Source organism: Streptomyces triculaminicus (assembly GCF_017349075.1).
Classification (GTDB): Bacteria; Actinomycetota; Actinomycetes; order Streptomycetales; family Streptomycetaceae; genus Streptomyces; species Streptomyces triculaminicus.
This window is the reverse complement of the sequence record NZ_JAFMOF010000001.1, coordinates 975795-999067: the sequence shown is the minus strand read 5'-3', so window position 1 is coordinate 999067 and position 23273 is coordinate 975795. Positions and strand designations below refer to the sequence as shown.

The following is a 23273-nucleotide window of genomic DNA, read 5'->3' as shown; positions in this document are numbered from 1 at the left end:
GCGTCGGGTGGGGTGGGACCTATTCCAGGAGGCGGCATGGAGCGCGCACGGCCCGGCACACTCGCGACCTTCATCGACTGGGCGGCCGAACGGTACGGGGGGCTGCCGGCCCTGCGCTTCCGCTCGCGCGAGGAGGGCGGCGGCTGGGCCGAGACGACCTTCACCGCGCTGCGGGAGGAGGTACGGGCGGTCGGGCGCGGCCTGATCGCGCTGGGGGTGCGGCCGGACGACCGGGTGGCCATCGTCTCCGAGACCCGGCCGGAGTGGACGGTGGCCCAGTTCGGCGCGCTGTCCGCCGGGGCCGCGGTGGTGCCGGTCTACCCGACGGCCGGGGAGGACGAGCTGGTCTGGGTGCTGGGCGACTCGGGGGCGTCGGTCGTCGTCTGCGAGGACGCCGCGCAGGCGGCCCGGGTGGCGGCGGTGCGGGCCAAGCTGCCGTTGCTGCGGCATGTGGTGCTGATGGACACGGACGGCTGCGAGCCGGGGGAGCCGGCCCTGCGCCGGCTGCCCGGCGGGGTGGGGCAGGGCGAGCTGGAGAAGCGGAGCGCGGCCCGCCGGGGCGAGGACCTGTGCACCATCATCTACACCTCCGGCACCACCGGCCTGCCCAAGGGCTGCCGCCTCACCCACACCAACGTCATCTCCAACCAGGACGCCACCGTCCACCTCACCGAGAGCGGCCCCGGCGACACCACCTACCTCTACCTCCCGCTCGCCCATGTCCTCGGGCAGATCATCCAGCTGACCTCGCTGCGTCAGGGCGGCACGCTGTGCTACTTCGGCGGGAAGGTGGAGAACGTCGTCGCCGAGCTGGCGGAGGCCCGGCCCACCCACCTGCCGTCGGTCCCCCGGCTCTTCGAGAAGATCCACGCCGAGGTCGTCTCCCTCGCCGAGGCGCAGGGCCCGGGCGGGCGGGCGCGTCTGGAGGAGGCGGTACGGACCGGGGTAGCCGTGGCGGACGCCCGGGCGCGCGGCGAGGAGCCGGCGGGGGAGCTGCGGGCGGCGTGGGAGACGGCGGAGGAGAGCCTGTTCTCGCTCGTACGGGCGGCCTTCGGCGGGCGGCTGCGCTGGGCGCTGACCGGGGCCGCGCCGATCGCGCCGCAGACGCTGGACTTCCTGCGGGCCTGCGGCATCGGCGTCTACGAGGGCTACGGGATGACCGAGGGCTCGGGAGTGATCACGACCAACCACCAGCGCGCGGCCCGGCCCGGCACCGTGGGGCGACCGGTGGAGGGCTACGAGGTGCGGATCGCCGAGGACGGCGAGGTGCTGGCCCGGGGGCCGGGCGTCTTCGCCGGCTATCACAACAATCCGTCCGCGACGGCCGGGGCGGTCGACGCCGACGGCTGGCTGCACACCGGTGACCTGGGCACGCTGGACGCCGACGGCTATCTGACGATCACCGGCCGCAAGAAGGACCTGATCATCACGTCGAGCGGCAAGAACCTCGCGCCCTCGCCGGTGGAGTTCGCCATCCAGCGCTCGCGCTTCGTCTCCCGCGCGGTGATGGTGGGGGACCGCCGCCCGTACCCGGTGGCGCTGCTGACCCTGGACGCGGCGGAGGTCGCGGCGTGGGCGGCCCGCGAGGGGCTGGACCTGGGGGAGGCGGGGCCGGCCCGGCACCCGGAGGTGCGGCGGCTGTGCCAGGAGGCGGTCGACGAGGCCAACGCCCGGGCGGCCCGGCCCGCCCGAATCCGTGCGTTCGCAATCCTGAACGAGGACTTCAGCGTGGAGAACGGCGAGCTGACGCCCACCCTGAAACTCCGCCGGGCGGTGGTCGGTGAACGCTATGCGGCCGAAATCGATGCGCTGTACGAACGAGGGGACAAAAGTTCGGGTGAGGGAAGTGGCGTCAGTGATGGCAGTGACGGCAGTGAAATGAGCGATAAAGCGAGGTGAAAAGGCAGGAGCCCTGCCCTCCGCGGAAACGGAAGGCAGGGCTCCTTGGGTACAGCACGATCGACCGCGATCCGGTCGGCCGGAGAGATCCGAAGATCAGACCGGGGTGACGTTCTCGGCCTGCGGACCCTTGGGGCCCTGCGTGACGTCGAAGTTGACCTGCTGGTTCTCCTCGAGGGAGCGGAAGCCAGAGGCGTTGATCGCGGAGTAGTGAACGAAGACGTCGGGGCCCCCGCCGTCCTGGGCGATGAAGCCAAAGCCCTTTTCAGCGTTGAACCACTTCACGGTTCCGGTAGCCATAAAGCCCTCCTTGGGCCCAAAGGGTTGCCCTGCTCCAGAACCTGCGAGAAGTCTGAAAACTACAAAAGCCTGCGGGTCACATGCTCCGCAGGCTCTGTACTGCAAGGGAAACCAAACTGCAACTTGCGGCGAGCCTAGCACGCCACGTTCTTCCGGGGAAGGAGTCAAAGATCACGCTCACGGGGGGTTTTCCGGCCCTTCGCTCCGGAAAAGATGTCCGATCGGGCCGGAGTGGCGGCACCCCGCCCCGGCGGTCGCCGGAGCCCGGGGCTAGCCTCCGGATGTGGACAATTCAGCCTCAGACGTAGCGATCGCCGACGATGTGCCCGAGCCGCTCCGCAGCCGCCCGCGCGTCGGCCACATCCAGTTCCTCAACTGCGTGCCCCTCTACTGGGGCCTTGCCCGCACCGGCGCGCTGCTCGACCTGGATCTGACCAAGGACACCCCGGAGAAGCTCAGCGAGCAGCTCGTCCGGGGCGACCTCGACATCGCCCCCGTCACCCTGGTCGAGTTCCTCAGGAACGCCGACGAGCTCGTGGCGCTGCCGGACATCGCGGTCGGCTGCGACGGACCGGTCATGTCCTGCGTGATCGTCTCGCAGCTGCCGCTGGAGAAGCTGGACGGCGCCCGGGTCGCCCTCGGCTCCACCTCGCGCACCTCGGTGCGGCTGGCGCAGCTGCTGCTCGCCGAGCGCTACGGCGTGACGCCCGAGTACTACACCTGCCCGCCCGACCTCGGCGCGATGATGCAGGAGGCGGACGCCGCCGTGCTGATCGGGGACGCCGCCCTGCGCGCCTCCCTGCACGACGCGCCCCGGCTGGGCCTGGAGGTCCACGACCTCGGGCAGATGTGGAAGGACTGGACCGGTCTGCCGTTCGTCTTCGCGGTCTGGGCCGCGCGCCGCGACTACCTGGCCCGCGAGCCGCGGATCGTGGCCAAGGTGCACGAGGCGTTCCTGGCCTCCCGGGACCTGTCCCTGGAGGAGGTCGGCAAGGTCGCCGAGCAGGCCGCGCGCTGGGAGGCGTTCGACGCCTCGCTGCTGGAGCGCTACTTCACCACGCTGGACTTCCGCTTCGGCCCGGCGCAGCTGGCCGGGGTCGAGGAGTTCGCCCGCCGCACCGGCGCGGACACCGGCTACCCCGCCGACGTGCGGGTGGAACTGCTGAAGCCCTGACCCCCGCGAGGGGTCAGGGCTTCGGAGCGAGTGACGCGCGGGCCGCCGGGCGGGCGGCGCCGCCGGGCTCCCGGGGAACAGACCGGGGCCCGGCGGGGTGGGGATCAGGGAGCGACGGGGCCTTCCATGTGCTCACTGATCCACTGCATGCTGCCCGCGTCCATGCCCTCGATGTAGGTCTTGGCGTTGTGCCGACCGCCCTCGATCTTCTGCAGGCGCGTGTGGACGGGGCCCCTGTTGCCGTAGGTGGCGAGGAACTTGTCCACGTGCGGGATGACGCTGGACTCCTTCGTTCCGTACTGGAACGCGAGGTAGACGTCCGGCCCCTTGGCGGCGATCAGGTTCTTCGCCAGCACCTCGGGGTTGTTCTCGGCCTTCTCCTTCTCGTGGCCGTTCCACAGCCGCGAGTCCGGGACGATGTCCGGGCCGGAGGCGATCACGGCCTTGAACTTGTCCGGGTGCTTGAGCACGGCCTTCAGGCCGGCGAAGGCGCCGGAGGAGGAGCCCATGAAGGACCAGCCGTCGCGCGACTTGATCGTGCGGAAGTTGGCGCGGATCAGGTCCGGGACGTCCTCGGTGAGCCAGGTGCCCATCTTCGGCTGGCCGGGGATGTCACTGCCGTCCCAGTACAGGCCGCCGGTGTCCGGCTGCGGGTTGAGGACCGGCATGGCGAGGATGAAGGGCTTGCCCTTGCCCTCGTTGTACCACTTGGTGATCGACGACTCGAGGTGCAGGCCTCCGTCGTCCATCCAGTAGTTGTTCGGGAAGCCGGGACCGCCGGGCAGCGCGACCATCACCGGGAAGCCGTGGTCCTTGAACTTCGGGTCGTTGTACGCCTTGGGCGCCCAGACCCACACCTTGCCCTTGAACCCGGACTTCTTGCCGTCCAGGGTCGTGACGGCCACCTGGGTGCCGTCGGACAGGGTGCTGGTGTTCTTGAACTCCGCCTTGGGGCCGGTCGGCAGCGAGACCTTGGAGTCCGGCTTCTGCGCACCGGCGCCGCCCGCCTGGCCGCCGCCGGCCTGGTCCTGGCCGAAGCTGACCGGCTTGCCCTTGTCCGAGAACGGGCCGATCTTGAAGTAGCTCAGGACGCCGGCCGTGATCAGGCCGAGCACGGCTATGGACGCCACGATGATCGTCCATTTTTTGGCGCGGCCGGCCCGGGCGCGGCCCTGGGACTGGTAGGACCCGTCGGGGTCCCAGTCGCCGTCCGGGCGCTGGTACGTCTGGGTCTGCTGGTAGCCACCCTGGTGCGGGGGATAGTCCCCGCCGCCCTGGTAGCCGCCGTGCGGCTGCTGGTATCCCCCGTTGGGCGGCCCGTAGCCCCCGTTGGGTGTGTGCGTCATCGCGTCGCTCCGGATGATGCTGCTGCCCCGAAGGACATGACGGTCTGTTCCGTCCTAGTGGATGGGCAAACCAGGCGTCGGGGTTCCTGGCGGGTGCCGTGAAATGAGTCATAGGCTGATTTCGGGGCCGCAGGGCCCCGCCCGGGGGGAGGCGAAAGGCCCGATGCAGCCACTGACGGCAGAAGATCCGCAGGTCATCGGCGCGTACCGGCTGCTGGGCCGGCTGGGGGCGGGCGGCATGGGCCGGGTGTACCTCGGGCGCAGCGCCGGCGGCCGCACGGTGGCCGTCAAGGCCGTACATCCGCATTTCGCCCTGGACGAGCGGTTCCGGGCCAGATTCCGCCGGGAAGTGGAATCCGCCCGTAAGGTCGGCGGCGCCTGGACGGCGCCCGTGCTGGACGCCGACCCGGACGCCGCCGTGCCGTGGGTGGCCACGGGGTACGTGGCCGGGCCCTCGCTCACCCAGGCCGTCGCCGAGGTGGGGCCGCTGCCGGAGGCGACCGTGCGCACGCTGGGCGCGGGGCTGGCCGAGGCACTGGCGGCGGTGCACGCGCTGGGGCTGGTGCACCGGGACGTCAAGCCGTCGAACGTACTGCTGGCGCTGGACGGCCCCCGGCTGATCGACTTCGGCATCGCCCGCGCCACGGAGGGCACGGCCTCCCTGACCACGACCGGGGTGTCGGTCGGCTCGCCCGGCTACATGGCCCCCGAGCAGATCCTCGGCAAGGGCGTCACCGGGGCGGCGGACGTCTTCTCGCTGGGCGCGGTCCTGGCGTACGCGGCCACCGGCGCGCCGCCCTTCCCCGGCGAGAGCTCGGCGGTGCTGCTGTACAAGGTCGTGCACGAGGAGCCGGTGCTGGGCGAGGGCCTCGGCGGCGAGCTGCGGGAGCTGGTCGTCCGCTGCCTGTCCAAGGCGCCGGAGGACCGGCCGGGCCCGCCCGAGGTGGCCCGCCGGCTCGCCCCCGCCGCGGGCGCGAGCGGACTCGTACGGTCCGGCTGGCTGCCGGCGCCGCTGGTGGAGACGGTGAGCCTGCAGGCGGTGGAGCTGCTGAACCTGGAGGCGGCTGTGGTGGGCGGGGCGTTCGGGCCGCCGGACGGCGCGTACGGGCCGGGGTCCACGCAGCCCTCGCACTCGCCGCGCGCCCCCGGGCGGCGGTGGCCCAAGCGGCGGTCCGCCCCCGCCGCGGAGCCCGCCGCGGACGCGCCGCAGGGCGGCAGGCGGATCTCCCTGGCCGCCACGGCGGGCGGCACCGAGCGGCGCAAGGTGAGCTGCTCCCTCGTGCTCACCGTCACCGGAGTGCTGGCCGCCGGCCTGCTGACCGGCGCCTTCCTCAGCGGCCTGCTGCCCGGCACCGGCGACGGCGGCAGAGACGCCGCGTCCCCGCCCGGGACGACGGCGTCGGCGTCGGCGCCGGGCACCGGGGCGAGCCGCTCCGACGTGCCGGGAGAGTTCCTCGGCACCTGGACCGGCCAGGTCATCCAGGCCGACGGCACGCCCAACGGCACGATCACCAGCACCATCACCTCCGGGGACAAGGGCTCCTACGTGGTCCGCGCGACCTACTCCGTGCTCGGCGTCATGGAGTGCCGGGCCAAGGCGAAGCTGGTCACGGCGACCGCGAACAAGATCACGCTGGAGGAGGTGACCGACGGCGAGCGGAAGGCGCTGTGCACGGGGGCGAAGGCGACCGTGACGTACTCCCTCGCCGGGGGCGGCCACCTCACCTACACCTCCGACGACGCCCAGGGCGGCCGGCCGACCGCCACGCTCGCCAAAGCGGGTGGCTGACCGGCCCGGGCGGGGCCCGGCGGGGCCCCTCGCGTAGGCTGACCCGGTATCGCATACCCCCTCCGAAGGGACGCCCGGTGACCGACGCCGACCTCAAGTCCTTTGATGTCACAGCCGTCCTCGACCGCGCCGCGGCCGGTGGCCGGATCACCCCGGAGGAGGCGCTCGAGCTCTACCGCTCCGCGCCGCTGCACGCCCTGGGGCAGGCGGCCGACGCCGTGCGCCGCCGGCGCTACGCGGGCACCGAGCACATCGCGACGTACATCATCGAGCGCAACATCAACTACACGAACGCATGCGTCACCGCGTGCAAGTTCTGCGCCTTCTTCGCCCCGCCGAAGAGCGAGAAGGTCTGGACCCGCCCGATGGACGACATCCTGCGCCGCTGCGCGGAGACCGTCGAGCTCGGCGGCACCCAGATCATGTTCCAGGGCGGTCACCACCCCGACTACGGCGTGGAGTACTACGAGGAGCACTTCTCGGCGATCAAGAAGGAGTTCCCGCAGCTCGTCATCCACTCCCTCGGCGCCTCCGAGATCGACCACATGGCGCGCATCTCCGGCGTCAGCGCCGAGGAGGCCATCCGCCGCATCCACGCCGCCGGCCTCGACTCCTTCGCGGGCGCCGGCGCCGAGCTGCTGCCGGAGCGGCCGCGCAAGGCCATCGCGCCGCTGAAGGAGTCCGGCGAGCGCTGGCTGGAGATCATGGAGCTCGCCCACAACCTGGGCGTCGAGTCGACCTCCACCATGCTGATGGGCACCGGCGAGACCAACGCCGAGCGCATCGAGCACCTGCGGATGATCCGGGACGTGCAGGACCGCACGGGCGGCTTCCGCGCCTTCATCCCGTACACCTACCAGCCGCAGAACAACGTGCTGAAGGGCCGGACGCAGGCCACCGTCTTCGAGTACCTGCGCATGATCGCCGTCGCCCGGCTGTTCCTCGACAACGTCGCCCACATCCAGGGCTCGTGGCTGACCGTCGGCAAGGAGGCGGGCCAGCTCTCCCTGCACTACGGCGCGGACGACCTGGGCTCGGTGATGCTGGAGGAGAACGTCGTCTCCTCGGCCGGCGCCAAGCACCGCTCCAACCGCATGGAGCTCATCGACCTCATCCGCAAGGCCGGCCGCGTCCCGGCGCAGCGCGCCACGACGTACGAGCACCTCCTCGTCCACGACGACCCGGCCAACGACCCGGTCGACGACCGCGTCGTCTCGCACCTGTCCTCGACGGCGATCGAGGGCGGCACCGCGCACCCCGAGCTGAAGATCGTCCAGGCGAGCTGACGCGCGGACGATGTCCACGGTCCACCGCGTCCGCGCGGTCCGGCTCACGGAGGACGGCGAGCTCCTCGAGGCGCCCGGCGGCTACGCCGTCGCCGTCGCCGGGAGCCTGCTCGCCGCCATCGGCCCGTACGAGCGGGTGCGCGCGGAAGCCGGCGAGCACGCGCGCGTGCGCGAATGGGACGGCGTCCTCGCGCCGGGCCGCCACGAGCCGGACGCCGCCGCGTACCTGGAGGCCGCGTACCACCCCGACCCCCGCGAGGCCGACGCCCTGGGCACCGAGCCCCTGACCGGAGCCGCGCTGGCGGCGCTGGAGATGACGGACACCCGCTGGGGCGGCAGCGCCCGGCGCGGCGTCCAGCGCCTCCTGGCGGCGGGCACGACCAGCCTGTCCGGCCCGTTCGTCCGGGCCTCGGTCCGCACCGCCGTCGAACGCTCCGGCATCCGCGTGCTGCCCGGCCCGCGGCCGGCGGCGCTGACGGTGTCCGCACCCGCCGACTTCGTGGTGTTCGCCGCCGACGGCACCGCGCTGGTGACCGTCCTCGACGGGCGGCTGGTGTACCGGCGCCGATGAGGGCGGCCGGGGCGGCGTGGAAACCCGTTCATTACTTCGGGTGACGCTACCGTCGTATATGGGACCGCGATCCGTACCCGCGTCCACACTCGCGTCCATGGGAGCAGCGATGATCGCAGAACGGCTGGAGAAGGCCACTCCTGAGAACTGGATGTTCCCGCCTGAGGAGGGCTGGACGGTCGACCAGGTCGAGGACCTGGAGCTGCCGTTCGACTGGGAACTCGTGGACGGAGTGATCGCGGTCCGGGGGAGGACGGTGCCGTGGCACAACTTCGTGCGGGCGGGCATCGAGAGGCGTCTGGCGGAGTGCCTGTGTGAGCCCTGTGCCGTGCTGTCGGAGCAGTGCGTGCTGATCGACGGGAAGAACCCGCCGGTTCCCGACATCGTCGTCTTCGACAAAAGGGATTTCGACCTCTTCCAGGCGAAGTACATCCCGGTGGAGAAGGCCGTCCTCCTGGTGGAAGTGGTATCGACGGGTTCACGCTATGACGACCGTGTCCGTAAGCCGGAGATGTACGCGGCCGCGGGCGTGAAGAACTACTGGCGCGTGGAACGCGGCGAGAACGGCATCCCCGAGGTGCACGAGTTCTGGCTCCACAGCGAGACGGGCGAGTACATCTCCGCTCCCGACCGCCCTGTGCATCTCGGGAAGCTGGAGACCGACCGGCCCTTCCCCGTCACGATCGACCTTGCGAGCCTGGTCGAGCTCTGACCAGCCCGTCAGTGATCCGTAAGGACGGCGTCCGCGCACGTCAGGGCCTCATCAAGGGGAGCCGTTCCGGCCGGTTCCGCCCGGCAGGATGAACGGCGCGGGGGCGGCCGCCGAGAACGGCCTCCCGGTGCGGATGTGGAGGGCCCGCCGTCAGGGCGGGCCGTTGAGGACGCGCACCGCCGGTCAAGGAGTCCGATCGCCGAGGGGGCGACGGGCAGGGGGACCGGTGGTCCCGTGGGCGTGGGGGTCCACCGGAACGCGCAACCGCACCGCGAGGCCGTCCGTCCTTCCCGGGCGAGCCGTCCCCGTCCAAGAGCGCCGGGGCCCGTGGTGAACAATGGGCACGTGACCCGAGCATCCCTGGACAAGCAGCCGCATGAAGTCGCCGCGATGTTCGACGACGTGGCGGCGAAGTACGACCTGACCAACGACGTCATCTCGCTCGGCCAGGCCCGGCTGTGGCGCAAGGCCGTGGCGCAGGCGGTCGCCGCCCGCCCGGGGCAGAAGGTCCTCGACCTCGCCGCCGGCACGGGCACGTCCTCGCTGCCCTTCGTCGCCGACGGCGCGTACGTCGTGCCGTGCGACTTCTCCCTCGGCATGCTGCGCGAGGGCAAGAAGCGCAACCCCTGGCTGCCGCTGACCGCCGGCGACGCCACGAAGCTGCCCTTCGCGGACGACGTCTTCGACGCCGTCACCATCTCCTTCGGGCTGCGCAACGTCCAGGAGACCGACACCGCGCTGCGCGAGCTGCTGCGGGTGACCAAGCCCGGCGGGCGCGTGGTGATCTGCGAGTTCAGCCAGCCCACCTGGGCGCCGTTCCGCACCGTCTACACCGAGTACCTGATGCGCGCCCTGCCGCCGATCGCCCGCACGGTCTGCAGCAACCCGGACGCGTACGTCTACCTCGCCGAGTCGGTCCGCGAATGGCCCGACCAGCCCGCGCTCGCCGCGCGGCTGCAGGGTGCCGGCTGGTCGAACGTCGCGTGGCGCAATCTGACCGGTGGCATCGTCGCGCTGCACCGCGGGTTCAAGCCGGCGAACTGAGCCGAAAACGGCGCAAAGGGCGCTGAAACGCCGCGAACAGGTGGTGACCGAGGGGCGAACGAGCGTCCGGAACATGGCGGGAATCCCCGCATGGTCCCGGAGATAGTCCCGCATAGGGGACTTGCTGCGCGTGTCGACGATTGTCATGGGCAGGCTGCGCCGGATCGGTACGATCATGATCGGCCAACTCCGGCCATGCCCCTCCCGCCTCTCGCCCCAGCCTCGGAGCGCCCTATGCCGTCGTTCTGTCCCGCCTGTGGTTCCGCGTTCGTTGAGGACGCGCGCTTCTGCATGAAATGCGGGAAGGAGCGGCCTGAGGGCGACGCGGCGGCCGGTGCCGCCCCGTCGGCCGTGGCCACGGCACCGGCCCCGGCGGCGGTTCCCGCCCAGGCCCCGGCGGCACCCGCCGCGCCCCCGATGCCGGCGACCGTGCCGCCCCGGCCGCGCCCCCGCCGGCCGCGCCCCGGCCCGGACAACCGCCCTTCCCCGCCGCCCCGCCCGGGTACGCCCCCACCCGCAACCCTCCCGCGCCGGCCTGTTCCTGAGCCGCACCTTCGCCGGCGACTGGGTGGGCGCGCTCAAGGTGACCGTGTGGCCCACGGCGCTGCTCCTCTTCCTCGCGACCGTGATCGCGGCGCCGTCCGCCGACGCCTACGAGGCCGCCGAGTTCGGCAACTTCTCCGACCGCTTCCAGGTCGTCCTCGCGCTGCTCCTGCAGGGCCTCGGCGCCACGCTCGAGGTCGAGATGCGCAGCGGCGGGCTGCTGTCGATGTTCATCCGGGGCAGCGGCTCGGTCTCCGTATGGCCGCTGACCATCACGCTCCTGTGGGCCTTCATGGTGGCCCTCGGCGCCAAGCGGCTGCGCGACGCCCGCCCGGCCGGTGCCGGCGGCGGCGCCGAGGCGGCGGTGCGGGTCGCGCTGGTGTGCGGCGTCGTGGTGCTCGTGCTGGGCCTGATCGGCCAGCCGGACGTGCCGGTCGTGGCGGCCTCCACCAACCCCGCCCTCGCCGCGCTGTTCTCGTGCGCGCTCGCGGGCGCGGTGAGCGGTGCGGTGCTCTGCCGCGACGCGCTGGCCGCCCGCCTGGGCCCCGACGCGCGGATGGCCGTACGGGCCTGGGGCACGGCCCTGCGCGCGCTCGGGCTGACGACCGGACTGTGCGCGATCGTCGCCTTCATCGTCGTCGCCTCCCACCAGGAGGACGCCGGCGACTGGGGCTGGCTGATCATCCTGCCGCTCCTGGTCAACGCGGGCGTGGCGACGCTGGGCCTGTCCTGGGGCGCGGGCATCGAGGCCTCCTCCAACGAGGGCAGCCGCCAGGAGGGCGGCACCCTCGGCCTCTCCGAACTCGGCGAGGCGGCGGGCGGTTGGGCCCAGGCCGGTGCCGTGCTGCTCGGCGTGGTGTGCGCGGTGCTGCTGGCGGTCCTGGTGGCGCGGCGCTCGGCGGACCGCCGCGAGCAGGTGCTGTCCGGGGTGTTCTTCCTGGCGGCGCTGTGGCTGCTGTCGCTGGTCTCCGGTGCGTCGATGGAGATGACGGCGGGGACGTCGCTGTCGTACCGCTCGCGCGGGGTCGAGGCGTCGGTCGCCACGAACGCGGGCGAGCTGCTGCTGTTCGGCCTGCTGTGGACGGCGGGTGCGGTGCTGCTGGCGACGCTGGTGATCCGCACGCCGGGCGGCGGCGGGTTCGGCGGATTCGGTGGGTTCGGTGGCCCGGGCGGTCCGGGTGGCGGCGGTGGCGGTACGAAGGGCTTCACGCCCGCGCCGCCGATGCCGGGGTTCGCGCCGGAGGGTTCGACGACGGCGACGCCGGTGGTGCCGCCGCAGGCGCCGGCGCCTGCGTCTGCGCCCGCGGCTCCGGCCACTCCGCCCGCCCCGGCTGCTCCTTCCACTCCCACCGCGCCGCCGGCGCAGGCCCCGGCGCAGCAGCCTCCGGCAGCTCAGCCGCCCACGACCCAGTGGACCCCTCCCGGCCCGCCCTCCGCTTCGTTCACTTCCTCCGCTCCTTCGGCTCTTTCGGTTCCTTCAGGTCCTTCCGCCCCGCGTCCGCGGATGGTCCGGCGGCCGCTCGTGTGGGTGGCGGCCGGCCTGGCGGCGTTCCTCGTCGGCGGCGTCGTGACCGGTGGCCTGATGCTGGTCCGCAAGGGCGACGACAAGCACGACAGCGCGCGCAAGAACGACAAGAGCGTGGTCGTCACCCCCTCGGGCGGGGCGAGCGGGACGCCGTCGCCGGCCGCGCCGAGCACAGGGCCCACGACCGGGCCCTCCCCCTCCGACGCTCCCTCGCCGCTGGCCTCCGGCTCGGCCTCCGTGCCCTCCGGCTACTCCATGGTCGACGACCCGATGGGCTTCAAACTCGCGATCCCCGAGGGCTGGCAGCGCAAGGAGCAGGGCAGCTTCCAGACCGACTACGAGGCGAGCACGGGCGGCTCGTACGTCAGGGTCGGCCTGGTGCTCAAGAGCAAGCAGTCCTCCTACGACCACTTCCTGGAGCTGGAGAAGACGCTCCAGGAGAAGAACAGCACGTACAAGCGGGTCTCGCTGGAGTCCAACACCTTCCAGGGCCTCCCCGGCGCCCGCTGGGAGTTCACCTGGACCGAGCGGAACACGGGCAGGACGATGCACGCGATCGACCAGGCGTACGCGAACGACGCGGGCACGGAGTACGCGATCTACTTCCAGGCGCGCGACGAGTACTGGTCCGGTTCGCGGAAGGTGTTCGACACGGCCGTCTCGACGTGGACGGTCATGCCGGTCGACTTCAACTGACCCCCGCAGGCCGGGCGGGGCCTCCCCCATAGACTGCAGGTGTTTCTCCAACCGACGAGTCTTCGGGAGTCCCCGCCGTGACCGAGTCCCCCTCCGAACACAGCGCTGATGTGATCGTCGTCGGGGCGGGCCCGGCCGGCTCCACGACCGCCTACTACCTGGCCAAGGCGGGGCTCGACGTCCTCCTGCTGGAGAAGACGGCCTTCCCGCGCGAGAAGGTGTGCGGCGACGGCCTCACCCCCCGCGCCACCAAGCAGCTGGTGGCGATGGGCATCGACATCTCCGAGGAAGCGGGCTGGCTGCGCAACAAGGGCCTGCGCATCATCGGCGGCGGCGTCCGCCTCGAGCTCGACTGGCCCGACCTCGCCTCGTACCCGGACTACGGACTCGTCCGCAAGCGCGACGACTTCGACGAGCAGCTCGCCCGCCAGGCGGTCAAGGCCGGCGCCCGGCTGTACGAGCGCTGCAACGTCGGCGCCCCCGTCATCGACGACCGCACGGGCCGGATCACCGGCGTCGAGGCGAAGCTGGGCGAGGAGAAGACCCCCGTCACCTTCCACGCGCCGCTCGTCGTGGCGGCCGACGGCAACTCCTCCCGGCTCTCGCTGGCCATGGGCCTGCACCGGCGCGAGGACCGCCCGATGGGCGTGGCCGTTCGCACATACTTCACCTCCCCGCGTCACGACGACGACTACCTCGAGTCCTGGCTGGAGCTGTGGGACCGCCGCGGCCCCGGCCCGGACCGGCTGCTGCCCGGCTACGGCTGGGTCTTCGGCATGGGCGACGGCACCAGCAACGTCGGCCTCGGCGTTCTCAACACCTCCGACTCCTTCAAGGAACTGGACTGGCGCGAGGTCCTCAAGGCGTGGTGCGCCTCCATGCCCGAGGACTGGGGCTACACCCCGGAGAACATGACGGGCCCGATCCGCGGCGCCGCCCTGCCCATGGCCTTCAACCGCCAGCCGCACTACACCCGCGGCCTGCTGCTCGTCGGTGACGCGGGCGGCCTGGTCAACCCCTTCAACGGCGAGGGCATCGCCTATGCGATGGAGTCCGGCCAGCTGGTCGCCGACGTCATCGTGCAGGCCCACGCCCGGGCCTCGTACGCCCAGCGGGAGCTGGCGCTGCAGCGCTACCCGAAGATCCTCAAGGACACGTACGGGGGCTACTACACCCTCGGCCGCGCCTTCGTGAAGCTCATCGGCAACCCCAAGGTCATGAAGATCGCGGCCGAACGCGGCCTGACCCACCCGCTGCTGATGAAGTTCACGCTGAAGATGCTGGCGAACCTCACGGACCCGACGGGCGGCGACGCCATGGACCGCATCATCAACGGCCTGTCGAAGGTGGCCCCGAAGTCCTGACGACGGGGTCCTGACGATCCGGTTACGGGGGCCGGCCGCTTCTGCGGTCGGCCCCCGCGGCATGTCCGCCCCCGGGCTCAGTGGGCGGCCTTGGCGTGGCGGGCGCGGACACGGTCGGGGTAGCGAGCGGTGAAGGCGGCGGGGAGCGCGAATCCGGCGACCTGTATCGCCGTGGTCACTCCGCTGCCGAGGTGGTTGGCGTCGGCGACGGCGAGCGCGGCGGCGGCCAGGGTGAAAGCGGCCGCCCAGGCGGCGGTGATCGCGACGTTGATGTGGCGGAAGACCGGGGTGTTCCAGACCTCCGGCGGGGCCTGGCGCTTGGCTATGCCGGTGGTGAACGGGCGGCCGACGGCCAGCGTGGCCCAGGCGGTCAGGGCGAGCCAGCCCAGCGACATGGCGCCCCCGAAGTCCTGCAGTGCGCTGTGCGGGAGGGTGAAGGCCAGGGCGGTCAGCGCGGTGAAGAAGCCTGCCGTGCTGAACTCGAGTATCAGCGATTCCCCGGCGGTGCCCGCCGTGCGCTCCTTGATCAGCAGGGCGACGGCGGTGACGAGGCCCGCGGCGGCGCCCCACTGCCAGCCGGAGGAGGAGACGATCGCGAAGGCGATCCAGGGCAGAAAGCCGCGCAGGTAGTTCATCGGAAATCCCCTCGTCAGGTGGCCGTGGCCGGCCGTGTCGGCGCCGGCCCCCGGCCGACGTTCCAACTATGACATGTCAGTTGTGGACTGTCCACCCTCGACATGTCTGTTGTGGAGGGTAGAGTGGGGTCATGAGCCTGAGACACGCGATGCTGGGCCTGCTGGCGAACGAACCGGCCAGTGGATACGACCTGATGAAGGGGTTCGAGACCTCCCTGAGCAATGTCTGGCCGGCCACGCAGAGCCAGGTCTACGGCGAGCTGGCCAAGCTCGCGAAGGCCGGCCTGCTGGAGGTCTCGGCGGAAGGCCCCCGCGGCCGCAAGGAGTACGCCATCACGTCGGATGGCCGCATGGAGCTCCACCGCTGGCTCACCGAGCCCCAGCCCGACACGCCCCGCCGCAGCGACGCCCTGCTGCGGGTCTTCTTCCTCAATCACCTCACGCCCCTCGAGGCGATCACCTATCTCACGGGCGAGGCCGAGCGCGCCTCCCGGCAGCACGAGGCGCTGACGGAGTTGGAGGGGCGGATCGACTGGGGCGACGACCCGCTGTCCGTCAACGGCCGTCTGGCCTTCGAATACGGCCTGCGCTTCACCGCCATGCGCGAGGAATGGGCCCGCTGGGCCGCCGAGGAGCTCGACAAGACCCGGGGGGAGTGAAGGGTGCGATAGCGCCGCACCCCCGCCAACGCACGGCGAAACAGCCGACATTCACCCCTTCGAGTAATTTCCGCACGGTTTCGGCGTGTCCGCTTTGCGGAAATATCGAGGTAAGCCCGGTTCCGGTTGGGGTCGGAACGGCTACCACGTGGAGGGGATGTGGTCGTCATGCGCGACGCGAGGAGACGTGCCCGACGGCTCGTCACCGTCGCGGCGGCAGCCCTGTTGCCGACCGTGGCCCTGCCGGTGACGCCAGCCCGCGCCGAGACCGCCTGCACGGTCAACGGCGTTCCGGCCTCTGGGCCGCTCGTCGCCGGCACCGAGCTTGAGGACCTGATCGTCTGCCACGCCGTCGACGATGGGACCGTCGTCGACGCCCGCGGCGGGGACGACACGGTGATCCTCGACGGCGTCGTGAGCGGCCGGGTCCGCGCCGGCTTCGGCGACGACCGCGTCACGCTGGGCGTCACCGGCGTGGTGGAACCCGGCGCGTTCGTCGACGCCCAACGCGACGACGACGTCCTCGACATCGCCGGCGTCGTCCGCGGCGACGTCGGAGGCGGCGCCCAGAACGACGCCCTCACCGTCCGCGACACGGCACGTATCGAGCCGGGCGGCTCGGCCTTCGGCGCCGCCGGCGACGACGTCCTCCGCGTGGAGACCGGCCCGAACGCCTACGCCGGCCGCGCCGACGGCGGCCCCGGCGCCGACCTCCTCGACCTCCGCACCACGCTGGCCCCCACCGGCCGCGCCCTCGGCGGCGACGGCAACGACTTCCTCCACGTCCACGTCGACCTCGGCGTGACGGACGGAGGCCCAGGCTTCGACGTCTGCCGCGTCGACGCGGGCAACCCGCCGATCGGCTGCGAGCTCTGACCTCCCGCCCGGATTCCGCCAGCTCTGACATCTCGCCCGCACTCCGCCAGCTCTGAGCTTCCGCCCGCACTCCGCCCGCCGTGCGAACGCCCCCGCACGGCGGGCGGTTCCACGCCGGGCCAGGCCCTGGGCGGGGGCATTGAACGTCACTCTCCGGGTTGGCAGGTCAAGTGTGCCGCGCCTCAGTCTCGCGGGTTCGAGCTGGGGGACGGCCGCGCCCATTGACGATCACGTGCGGCGGCGCCAGGTCGCGTACAGGCCCGACAGTGCGATGGCGACCGTCGCCAGCGACTCGGGCGGGACGCCCCGGCAAACGAGGACCGTTCCGGTGAGAAGTACGGAGAGGAAGACGATGAGGTCGTGAACTCGCCTATTGTCGTTGCTCATTCGTCCAGCGTGGGCGGTGGCGGTGGTGCTGCGGCAGTGACAGCGGTGTTGCCGGACTGTCGGCAGCAGTGGTGATCAGGGGGACCAGTGGGGGAGTTACAAGCATTTGGCGGTGGCCTGGCGCCCGAGACACGCGCCCTGGCCCAGGCGTTGCGTGATCTCTTCTCGGGTCTCGGTATCTCCGAGCGTCGCTACGCGGCCCGCCGCAGCTACGACTCCTCCACGATCTCCCGCTATCTGAGCGGACAGCGGCTTCCTCCTTGGGAGTTCGTCCTCCACCTGCTTCACGACGTCGCCGAGGAGCGCGGCACCGTACCGACCGTCGAGACGACGCGGATGCTGCGCGCCCGGCACATGGCGGCGCTGAAGGCCGGCAAGAGTCCGAGCCACAAGGTGCAGCTGCTGGAGCAGCAGCTGGCGTTGGCCGATCAGGAGGCCCGGCGCGTCTCCGCGCGGGAGCGGGTGCTGGAGGACGCCCTGCGGGACCGCGAGTACCGCATCCGGGACCTGCAGCTGCAATTCCGCCAGCTTCAGGCCACGTCGGAGCCGGCGATGACCGACGACGCGCCGGATGACGAGCGGGAACGGCTCCAGGACGAGATCCGCCAGCTGACGGAGGAGCTGGAGCGGACGCGGGAGCTGCACCGGCAGGCGGAGTCGCGGTGCGACCAGCTGGAGCGGCAGCTGGCCGAGTCGGAGCGCCGCACGGACCGCCCGGACGCGCCGGCCGCCCCCGGGTCCGGTGCGGCCGGGAGCGGGGCGACGTCTCCCTTCGCGGATCCCTTCGCGCGAACCGTCATCCACGGTGACGTGCACATGAATACCGGGATCTGGAACGTCGACGAGTCGTTCGTCGACTCCGTCACCGTTCAGGTCGCCGGGGACGCCGTCGGAAACGGGCTGCTCATCGACCCGGTGACCGTGGTGACCACATGGTGGGCCATCTGGACTTCGCGGGGGACGAAGCCCGAGAAGGTGCACGTTTTCGACTTTTCCCGGCGGGTGAGTCTCGCCGCGCAGGTGGTCGAGTCGCTGCCGGCCGAGCATGATGACGCAGCCCGCGGCGCACCTTTTCCGGCCCTTGCGGTGCTGCGGCTGGAATCACCCTGGGAACGTCCCGTCCCAGCGTTCGGCCTCGGCGGACAGCCGGCCCCCGGAAGCCAGCTGATCATCAGCGGGAGAGGTGCGGAAGGCGAGGACTGGGAACCCTACTCCTGCCTGCTGGAGGTGAAGGGTCGCAGTGGAGCGTTGTTGCGCCTCGAGGGAGATTTCATCCACGGGCTGCGAGGGGCTCCCGCTTTCCATACGGGCACGGGCCGGCTGGCGGGGCTGGTGAGCGGCTATTCGCGGCAGGAAAGGCGAGGCGCCCTCGTCCCCGCCGACGCCCTCCGCGGTCTCACCACCCTCGGTTACGGGCCCACCCCCTGATCCGCCCGCACCCACGGCACTACCCGTCCGACCTGCGACGTTTCGCCTCCCGCCCCATCGTTCATACGCCCGATTTCGACTCGGGCCGAAGGGGTTTGCGGGCTCGTTCGCCGGGTGCGCACACTCCAGGTACCGGCACGGGGGGTCCGGGTGCCCGGGGTAACGGGGGTGGGCACCCGGGCACGACAACCCGTCCGGACCATGCGGAAGGCCGCCGCTCCCGAGCGGGGAGAGCGGCGGCCTTCCGGATGAGGCGTGAAGCCCGGTGACGAGGGGGCGGGTCAGAGGACGCGCACGGCACCCGTCGGCGGGGAGTAGCTCAGGGACCGCTCGACGACGCCATCATTCGAGTTCTGCGCGCCGATGAAATTGCCGCCACCCACGTACACGGCCACGTGGGTCGCGCTGCCCGCGGGGCCCCAGTAGAGGATGTCGCCGACCTGCAGGTTCGAGGTCGACACCTGGGTGCCGACCGTCGACTGGTCCTGCGAGACGCGCGGCAGGTCGATGCCGATCTGGCTGTAGGCGGCCATGACCAGGCCGGAGCAGTCGTAGGCGTTCGGACCGGTGGAGCCCATGACGTAGGCCTTGCCGACCTTGCTGTACAGGAAGTCGACCAGGGTGGCCGCGCTGCCCGTCGCGCTGGACTTCTTGGTGGACACGGAGGTGCCCGACTCGTCGGCGGACGCCGACTTGGTGCCCAGGGCAGAGCGCTCGCCGCCGCGGGAGGCACGTGCCTCGTCCGCCTCGGCCTTCTCCTTGGCCTTGCGCTCCGCCTCGGCCTTGCGCTCGGCCTCGTCCTTGGCCTTCTTCGCGTCGGTCTTGGCGTTGTCGAGGGCCTCCTCCACCTGCGCGCGGACCTGGTAGTCGACGGCGGTCTGCTGGGTGGCGACCGCGCTCTGCGCGATGGACGTGGCGAGGTCCGCGTTGAACGCGGGCATCTCCATCGTCGCCTCGGTGGGCTTGTCGGCACTGGCGGAGGCGGAGCCCGCGCCGGCGACGGCCAGGGTGCTGAGGACGCCACCGGCCACACCCGTGCGGACGACCCAAGACTGGGACGCGGGGCGACGGGGCTTCCGGTGGCTGGTTATGTGCGCGTTCGGGGACATGGGACAAGGGACTATCAGTCCGCACTGGGTGAGTTCAAGGTAAGTGACCTGCGCCACATTTGGCGTGTACGCGTCGGAAATTCCCGACTTTGATCACGGGACGGTCACGACGCGGGGGAGGCCCGGACGGCGGAACAGGCGCCTCAGCACGGCTTTTGGACTCCGGCGGCGCATGGATGGCCTCTTATCACCTTTACAGCTCGCGCGTCGAGACTACCCATCAGAACCGGTCGCCGAACCTCCCGTCGCGTGGCGGAACTCACGCAACGCACGTCTCTGTGGAGGCTTGTGAAGCGGTATGCGGATCGGTCGTGCGACGGGAGTGAAGCGGCCCGCCGGGAACGGCACGGGAGCGGTCCGGAAGGATGCCCGGGACGCGTGCTGACCGCCGTCGCCCCAGCGGGTTGCGCACGCTTATCAGTTGACAGTGGATCATGTCAATTTGCGTGCGGGCGGCACTTCTTGATAGTGGCTCACCGCCTCCGACCAGCGCTTCGACCCCCGGATGTCACCCTTGGTCACCGCTCGACCGCTTCGCGTATGAAGATCGCCGATCATCCGACTTGATGATCGTTCGTCAGGTGGTGGAGATCACAAACGTGGTCGTGTACGCCGTGTCGCAGATCACAGACCGGCGGGCATAGGATGCAGTCGACCCGGGCTTGTGAACTGCCTCACATGTCGGCGATCTTCGCCGAGGACCTCCGCCGCCGGGTCCGGTCAGCCAGCAGTCAGCGTCGACAGACTGGAAGGAGCGAGGAGCGGTGAACGCCTACGCGCCCATCCTCGTACTGGGAGCCCTCGGTGCAGGCTTCGCGATCTTCTCCGTGGTCATGGCGTCGATCGTCGGGCCCAAGCGCTACAACCGGGCCAAGCTCGAGGCCTACGAATGCGGCATCGAACCGACCCCGCACCCGGCCGGTGGCGGCCGCTTCCCGATCAAGTACTACCTGACGGCGATGCTCTTCATCGTCTTCGACATCGAGATCGTCTTCCTCTACCCCTGGGCGGTCACCTTCGACTCCCTGGGGATGTTCGGGCTCGTGGAGATGCTCCTCTTCGTGCTCACCGTCTTCGTCGCCTACGCCTACGTATGGCGGCGCGGCGGCCTGGAATGGGACTAAGGGGGCCCCGGATGGGACTCGAGGAGAAGCTGCCGAGCGGCTTTCTGCTGACCACCGTCGAACAGGCCGCGGGGTGGGTGCGCAAGGCATCCGTCTTCCCCGCCACCTTCGGCCTGGCCTGCTGCGCCATCGAGATGATGACCACCGGCGCGGGCCGCTACGACCTGGCCCGCTTCGGCATGGAGGTCTTCCGCGGCTCGCCCCGCCAGGCCGATCTGATGATCGTGGCGGGCCGGGTGAGCCAGAAGATGGCGCCCGTGCTGCGGCAGGTCTACGACCAGATGCCCAACCCCAAGTGGGTGATCTCCATGGGGGTCTGTGCGTCCAGCGGCGGCATGTTCAACAACTACGCGATCGTGCAGGGCGTCGACCACATCGTGCCGGTGGACATCTATCTGCCGGGCTGCCCGCCGCGCCCCGAGATGCTCCTGGACTCGATCCTCAAGCTGCACAAGAAGATCCAGAACGAGAAGCTCGGCGTGCACCGCGAGGAGGCGGAGGAGGAGGCGGAGCGCGTGGCGCTCAAGGCCCTGCCGCTGATCGAGATGAAGGGGCTGCTGCGATGAGCGAGCCGAACCCCAAGAACTCGAACCCCAAGAACTCGGACTCCGAGGGCCCGGACGCCAAGGGATCGAAGCCCAAGGGCCCGACCACCAACGGTTCGAAGGCCAAGGCGGCGGAAGCCAAGGCCCCGGACGCCGCAGGAGCGGCTCCCAAGGCGGCCGACGGGGCCACCGCGGCCAACGCCGCCAACGGCGTCAACCCCGACAAGGAGGCCGCCGCCCAGAACCTCCCCGGCCAGCGGCTCGACCACGGCGAGGTCATCGGCGTCCGGCACGGCATGTTCGGCCCCGACGCCGGCGGTGACACCACCGGCTACGGCCGGCTCGTACGGACCGTACGGCTGCCCGGCCAGGCCACCCGGCCGTACGGGGGGTGGTTCGACGAGGTCGCCGACGAGCTGGAGGGCGCCCTCGAGGAGCAGGGCCTGGTGCCGGAGAACGCGATCGAGAAGACCGTCGTCGACCGCGACGAGCTCACCTTCCACATCGCCCGTGAGCACCTGCCGCGCGTCGCCCGGACCCTGCGCGACGACCCCGCGCTGCGCTTCGAGCTGTGCACGGGCGTGAGCGGGGTGCACCTGCCCGGCGACAAGGGGCGCGAGCTGCACGCCGTCTACCACCTGCGCTCGATCACCCACAACCGGCTGATCAGGCTGGAGGTCGGCGTCCCCGACGACGACCGGCATCTCCCCTCGATCGTCGACGTCTATCCCACCAACGACTGGCACGAGCGCGAGACCTACGACTTCTTCGGTCTCGTCTTCGACGGTCACCCCGCGCTCACGCGGATCATGATGCCGGACGACTGGCAGGGCTTCCCGCAGCGCAAGGACTATCCCCTCGGCGGCATCCCCGTCGAGTACAAGGGCGCCCAGATCCCGGCTCCGGACCAGCGGAGGTCGTACAGCTGATGACCACCCCGAACGACGCCGGCCCCCGCGAGACCACCGAGGGCCCGGTCTACACCGTCACCGGCGGCGACTGGGACGAGATCGCCTCCGCCGCCAGGCAGGCCGACGACGAGCGCATCATCGTCAACATGGGCCCCCAGCACCCCTCCACCCATGGGGTGCTGCGGCTGATCCTGGAGATCGACGGCGAGACGGTCACCGAGGCCCGCTGCGGCATCGGCTACCTCCACACCGGCATCGAGAAGAACCTCGAGTTCCGGACCTGGACCCAGGGCACCACGTTCGTGACGCGCATGGACTACCTCACGCCCTTCTTCAACGAGACGGCGTACTGCCTGGCCGTGGAGAAGCTGCTGGGCATCGAGGGCGAGGTCCCCGACCGGGCCTCGGTGGTCCGGGTCATGCTCATGGAGCTGAACCGAATCTCCTCCCACCTGGTGGCCATCGCCACCGGCGGCATGGAGCTCGGCGCCACCACGATCATGATCTACGGCTTCCGCGACCGCGAGCTCGTCCTCGACATCTTCGAGCTGATCACCGGCCTGCGGATGAACCACGCCTACGTACGCCCCGGCGGCCTCGCCCAGGACCTGCCGCCCGGCGCGGTGGACCAGGTGCGCGAGTTCGTCAAGAAGATGCGCCGGAACCTTCCCGAGTACGACAAGCTCGCCACCGGCAACCCCATCTTCAAGGGCCGCATGCAGGACGTCGGCTACCTCGACCTGACCGGCTGCATGGCGCTGGGCGCCACCGGCCCCATCCTGCGCTCCGCCGGCCTCCCGCACGACCTGCGCAAGGCGCAGCCGTACTGCGGCTACGACACGTACGACTTCGAGGTCCCCACCGCCGACACCTGCGACGCCTACGGGCGGTTCCTGATCCGCCTGGAGGAGATGCGCGAGTCGCTGCGCATCGTCGAGCAGTGCCTGGACCGGCTCCAGCCCGGCCCCGTCATGGTCGCGGACAAGAAGATCGCCTGGCCCGCCCAGCTGGCCCTCGGCCCCGACGGGCTCGGCAACTCCCTCGACCACATCAAGAAGATCATGGGCACCTCGATGGAGGCCCTGATCCACCACTTCAAGCTGGTGACGGAGGGCTTCCGGGTGCCGCCCGGCCAGGCGTACACGGCGGTGGAGTCGCCCAAGGGCGAGCTCGGCGTGCACGTGGTCAGCGACGGCGGCACCCGCCCCTACCGGGTCCACTTCCGCGACCCCTCCTTCACCAACCTGCAGGCCATGGCGGCGATGTGCGAAGGCGGCCAGGTCGCCGACGTCATCGTGGCCGTTGCCTCGATCGACCCCGTCATGGGAGGCGTGGACCGGTGAGCGACGT

General features: G+C 71.2%; 21 protein-coding genes. 16 read left to right on the top strand and 5 right to left on the bottom strand.

Annotation, left to right across the window (positions count from 1 at the left end; translation table 11 throughout):
• Nucleotides 1-36 precede the first annotated feature (36 nt).
• On the top strand, nt 37-1899 hold the full coding sequence (locus J1792_RS04630; protein WP_207246701.1) for an AMP-dependent synthetase/ligase: 1863 nt from the start codon (nt 37-39) through the stop codon (nt 1897-1899).
• Nucleotides 1900-1995: 96 nt separating this feature from the next.
• Here J1792_RS04630 and J1792_RS04625 read toward each other — a convergent pair whose 3' ends face one another.
• Entirely contained in the window at nt 1996-2199 is a 204-nt protein-coding gene (locus J1792_RS04625) for a cold-shock protein (protein WP_003984261.1), read from the bottom strand.
• A 283-nt stretch (nt 2200-2482) separates the two neighbouring features.
• Here J1792_RS04625 and J1792_RS04620 point away from each other — a divergent pair, with 283 nt between their 5' ends.
• Nucleotides 2483-3373, top strand: coding sequence for a menaquinone biosynthetic enzyme MqnA/MqnD family protein (locus J1792_RS04620; protein WP_307842900.1), 891 nt, complete (start codon nt 2483-2485; stop codon nt 3371-3373).
• A 104-nt stretch (nt 3374-3477) separates the two neighbouring features.
• Here J1792_RS04620 and J1792_RS04615 read toward each other — a convergent pair whose 3' ends face one another.
• Nucleotides 3478-4719, bottom strand: a complete 1242-nt coding sequence (locus J1792_RS04615) for an alpha/beta hydrolase (protein ID WP_086573309.1) — start codon at nt 4717-4719, stop codon at nt 3478-3480.
• A gap of 163 nt (nt 4720-4882) precedes the next feature.
• Between J1792_RS04615 and J1792_RS04610 the strand changes: the two genes are divergently transcribed.
• From J1792_RS04610 to J1792_RS04580, 7 genes are all read left to right on the top strand, one after another.
• Nucleotides 4883-6508, top strand: coding sequence for a serine/threonine-protein kinase (locus J1792_RS04610; RefSeq protein ID WP_086573310.1), 1626 nt, complete (start codon nt 4883-4885; stop codon nt 6506-6508).
• A 77-nt stretch (nt 6509-6585) separates the two neighbouring features.
• Entirely contained in the window at nt 6586-7794 is a 1209-nt protein-coding gene (gene mqnC, locus J1792_RS04605) for a cyclic dehypoxanthinyl futalosine synthase (protein ID WP_086573312.1), read from the top strand.
• Between the two features lie 10 nt (nt 7795-7804).
• On the top strand, nt 7805-8365 hold the full coding sequence (locus J1792_RS04600; protein ID WP_086573314.1) for a hypothetical protein: 561 nt from the start codon (nt 7805-7807) through the stop codon (nt 8363-8365).
• Between the two features lie 97 nt (nt 8366-8462).
• On the top strand, nt 8463-9077 hold the full coding sequence (locus tag J1792_RS04595) for a Uma2 family endonuclease (RefSeq protein WP_242645437.1): 615 nt from the start codon (nt 8463-8465) through the stop codon (nt 9075-9077).
• 345 nt (nt 9078-9422) lie between these two features.
• On the top strand, nt 9423-10121 hold the full coding sequence (locus J1792_RS04590) for a demethylmenaquinone methyltransferase (protein ID WP_086573317.1): 699 nt from the start codon (nt 9423-9425) through the stop codon (nt 10119-10121).
• Nucleotides 10122-10689: 568 nt separating this feature from the next.
• Nucleotides 10690-12885, top strand: a complete 2196-nt coding sequence (locus tag J1792_RS04585) for a serine/threonine kinase C-terminal domain-containing protein (RefSeq protein ID WP_207246700.1) — start codon at nt 10690-10692, stop codon at nt 12883-12885.
• Nucleotides 12886-12962: 77 nt separating this feature from the next.
• Nucleotides 12963-14249 carry a geranylgeranyl reductase family protein gene (locus J1792_RS04580; protein ID WP_086573118.1) on the top strand — a complete coding sequence of 429 codons (1287 nt, stop codon included), beginning with the start codon at nt 12963-12965 and terminating at the stop codon, nt 14247-14249.
• Nucleotides 14250-14326: 77 nt separating this feature from the next.
• Here the strand turns inward: J1792_RS04580 and J1792_RS04575 are convergent, their stop codons facing one another.
• Complete coding sequence (locus J1792_RS04575) at nt 14327-14884, bottom strand: hypothetical protein (RefSeq protein WP_207246699.1); 558 nt, start codon at nt 14882-14884, stop codon at nt 14327-14329.
• Nucleotides 14885-15015: 131 nt separating this feature from the next.
• On the opposite strand from J1792_RS04575, the gene J1792_RS04570 reads away from it, so the two are divergent.
• Together J1792_RS04570 and J1792_RS04565 are read left to right on the top strand one after the other, a co-directional pair.
• Nucleotides 15016-15543, top strand: coding sequence for a PadR family transcriptional regulator (locus J1792_RS04570; protein ID WP_086573120.1), 528 nt, complete (start codon nt 15016-15018; stop codon nt 15541-15543).
• Nucleotides 15544-15711: 168 nt separating this feature from the next.
• Complete coding sequence (locus tag J1792_RS04565; protein WP_143587784.1) at nt 15712-16419, top strand: hypothetical protein; 708 nt, start codon at nt 15712-15714, stop codon at nt 16417-16419.
• 228 nt (nt 16420-16647) lie between these two features.
• On the opposite strand, the gene J1792_RS04560 is transcribed toward J1792_RS04565, so the two are convergent.
• A complete protein-coding gene (locus J1792_RS04560; protein ID WP_179199022.1) occupies nt 16648-16806 on the bottom strand; it encodes a hypothetical protein in 159 nt (52 codons plus the stop codon).
• An 87-nt stretch (nt 16807-16893) separates the two neighbouring features.
• Here J1792_RS04560 and J1792_RS04555 point away from each other — a divergent pair, with 87 nt between their 5' ends.
• Nucleotides 16894-18234 carry a hypothetical protein gene (locus tag J1792_RS04555; RefSeq protein ID WP_086573123.1) on the top strand — a complete coding sequence of 447 codons (1341 nt, stop codon included), beginning with the start codon at nt 16894-16896 and terminating at the stop codon, nt 18232-18234.
• 281 nt (nt 18235-18515) lie between these two features.
• On the opposite strand, the gene J1792_RS04550 is transcribed toward J1792_RS04555, so the two are convergent.
• Complete coding sequence (locus J1792_RS04550) at nt 18516-19343, bottom strand: C40 family peptidase (protein ID WP_086568363.1); 828 nt, start codon at nt 19341-19343, stop codon at nt 18516-18518.
• Nucleotides 19344-20107: 764 nt separating this feature from the next.
• On the opposite strand from J1792_RS04550, the gene J1792_RS04545 reads away from it, so the two are divergent.
• Genes J1792_RS04545 through J1792_RS04530 form a run of 4 tightly spaced genes read left to right on the top strand, consistent with a single transcriptional unit; the run spans nt 20108 to nt 23266 of the window.
• Nucleotides 20108-20467, top strand: a complete 360-nt coding sequence (locus tag J1792_RS04545) for an NADH-quinone oxidoreductase subunit A (RefSeq protein WP_086568361.1) — start codon at nt 20108-20110, stop codon at nt 20465-20467.
• Nucleotides 20468-20478: 11 nt separating this feature from the next.
• Nucleotides 20479-21033 (top strand): NuoB/complex I 20 kDa subunit family protein, encoded by a 555-nt coding sequence (locus J1792_RS04540; RefSeq protein WP_086568360.1) that lies wholly within the window; start codon nt 20479-20481, stop codon nt 21031-21033.
• Complete coding sequence (locus J1792_RS04535) at nt 21030-21941, top strand: NADH-quinone oxidoreductase subunit C (RefSeq protein ID WP_086568358.1); 912 nt, start codon at nt 21030-21032, stop codon at nt 21939-21941. The genes J1792_RS04540 and J1792_RS04535 overlap by 4 nt, the downstream gene beginning before the upstream one ends.
• On the top strand, nt 21941-23266 hold the full coding sequence (locus J1792_RS04530) for an NADH-quinone oxidoreductase subunit D (protein WP_086568356.1): 1326 nt from the start codon (nt 21941-21943) through the stop codon (nt 23264-23266). Before J1792_RS04535 ends, J1792_RS04530 begins: the two co-directional genes overlap by 1 nt.
• Nucleotides 23267-23273 lie beyond the last annotated feature (7 nt).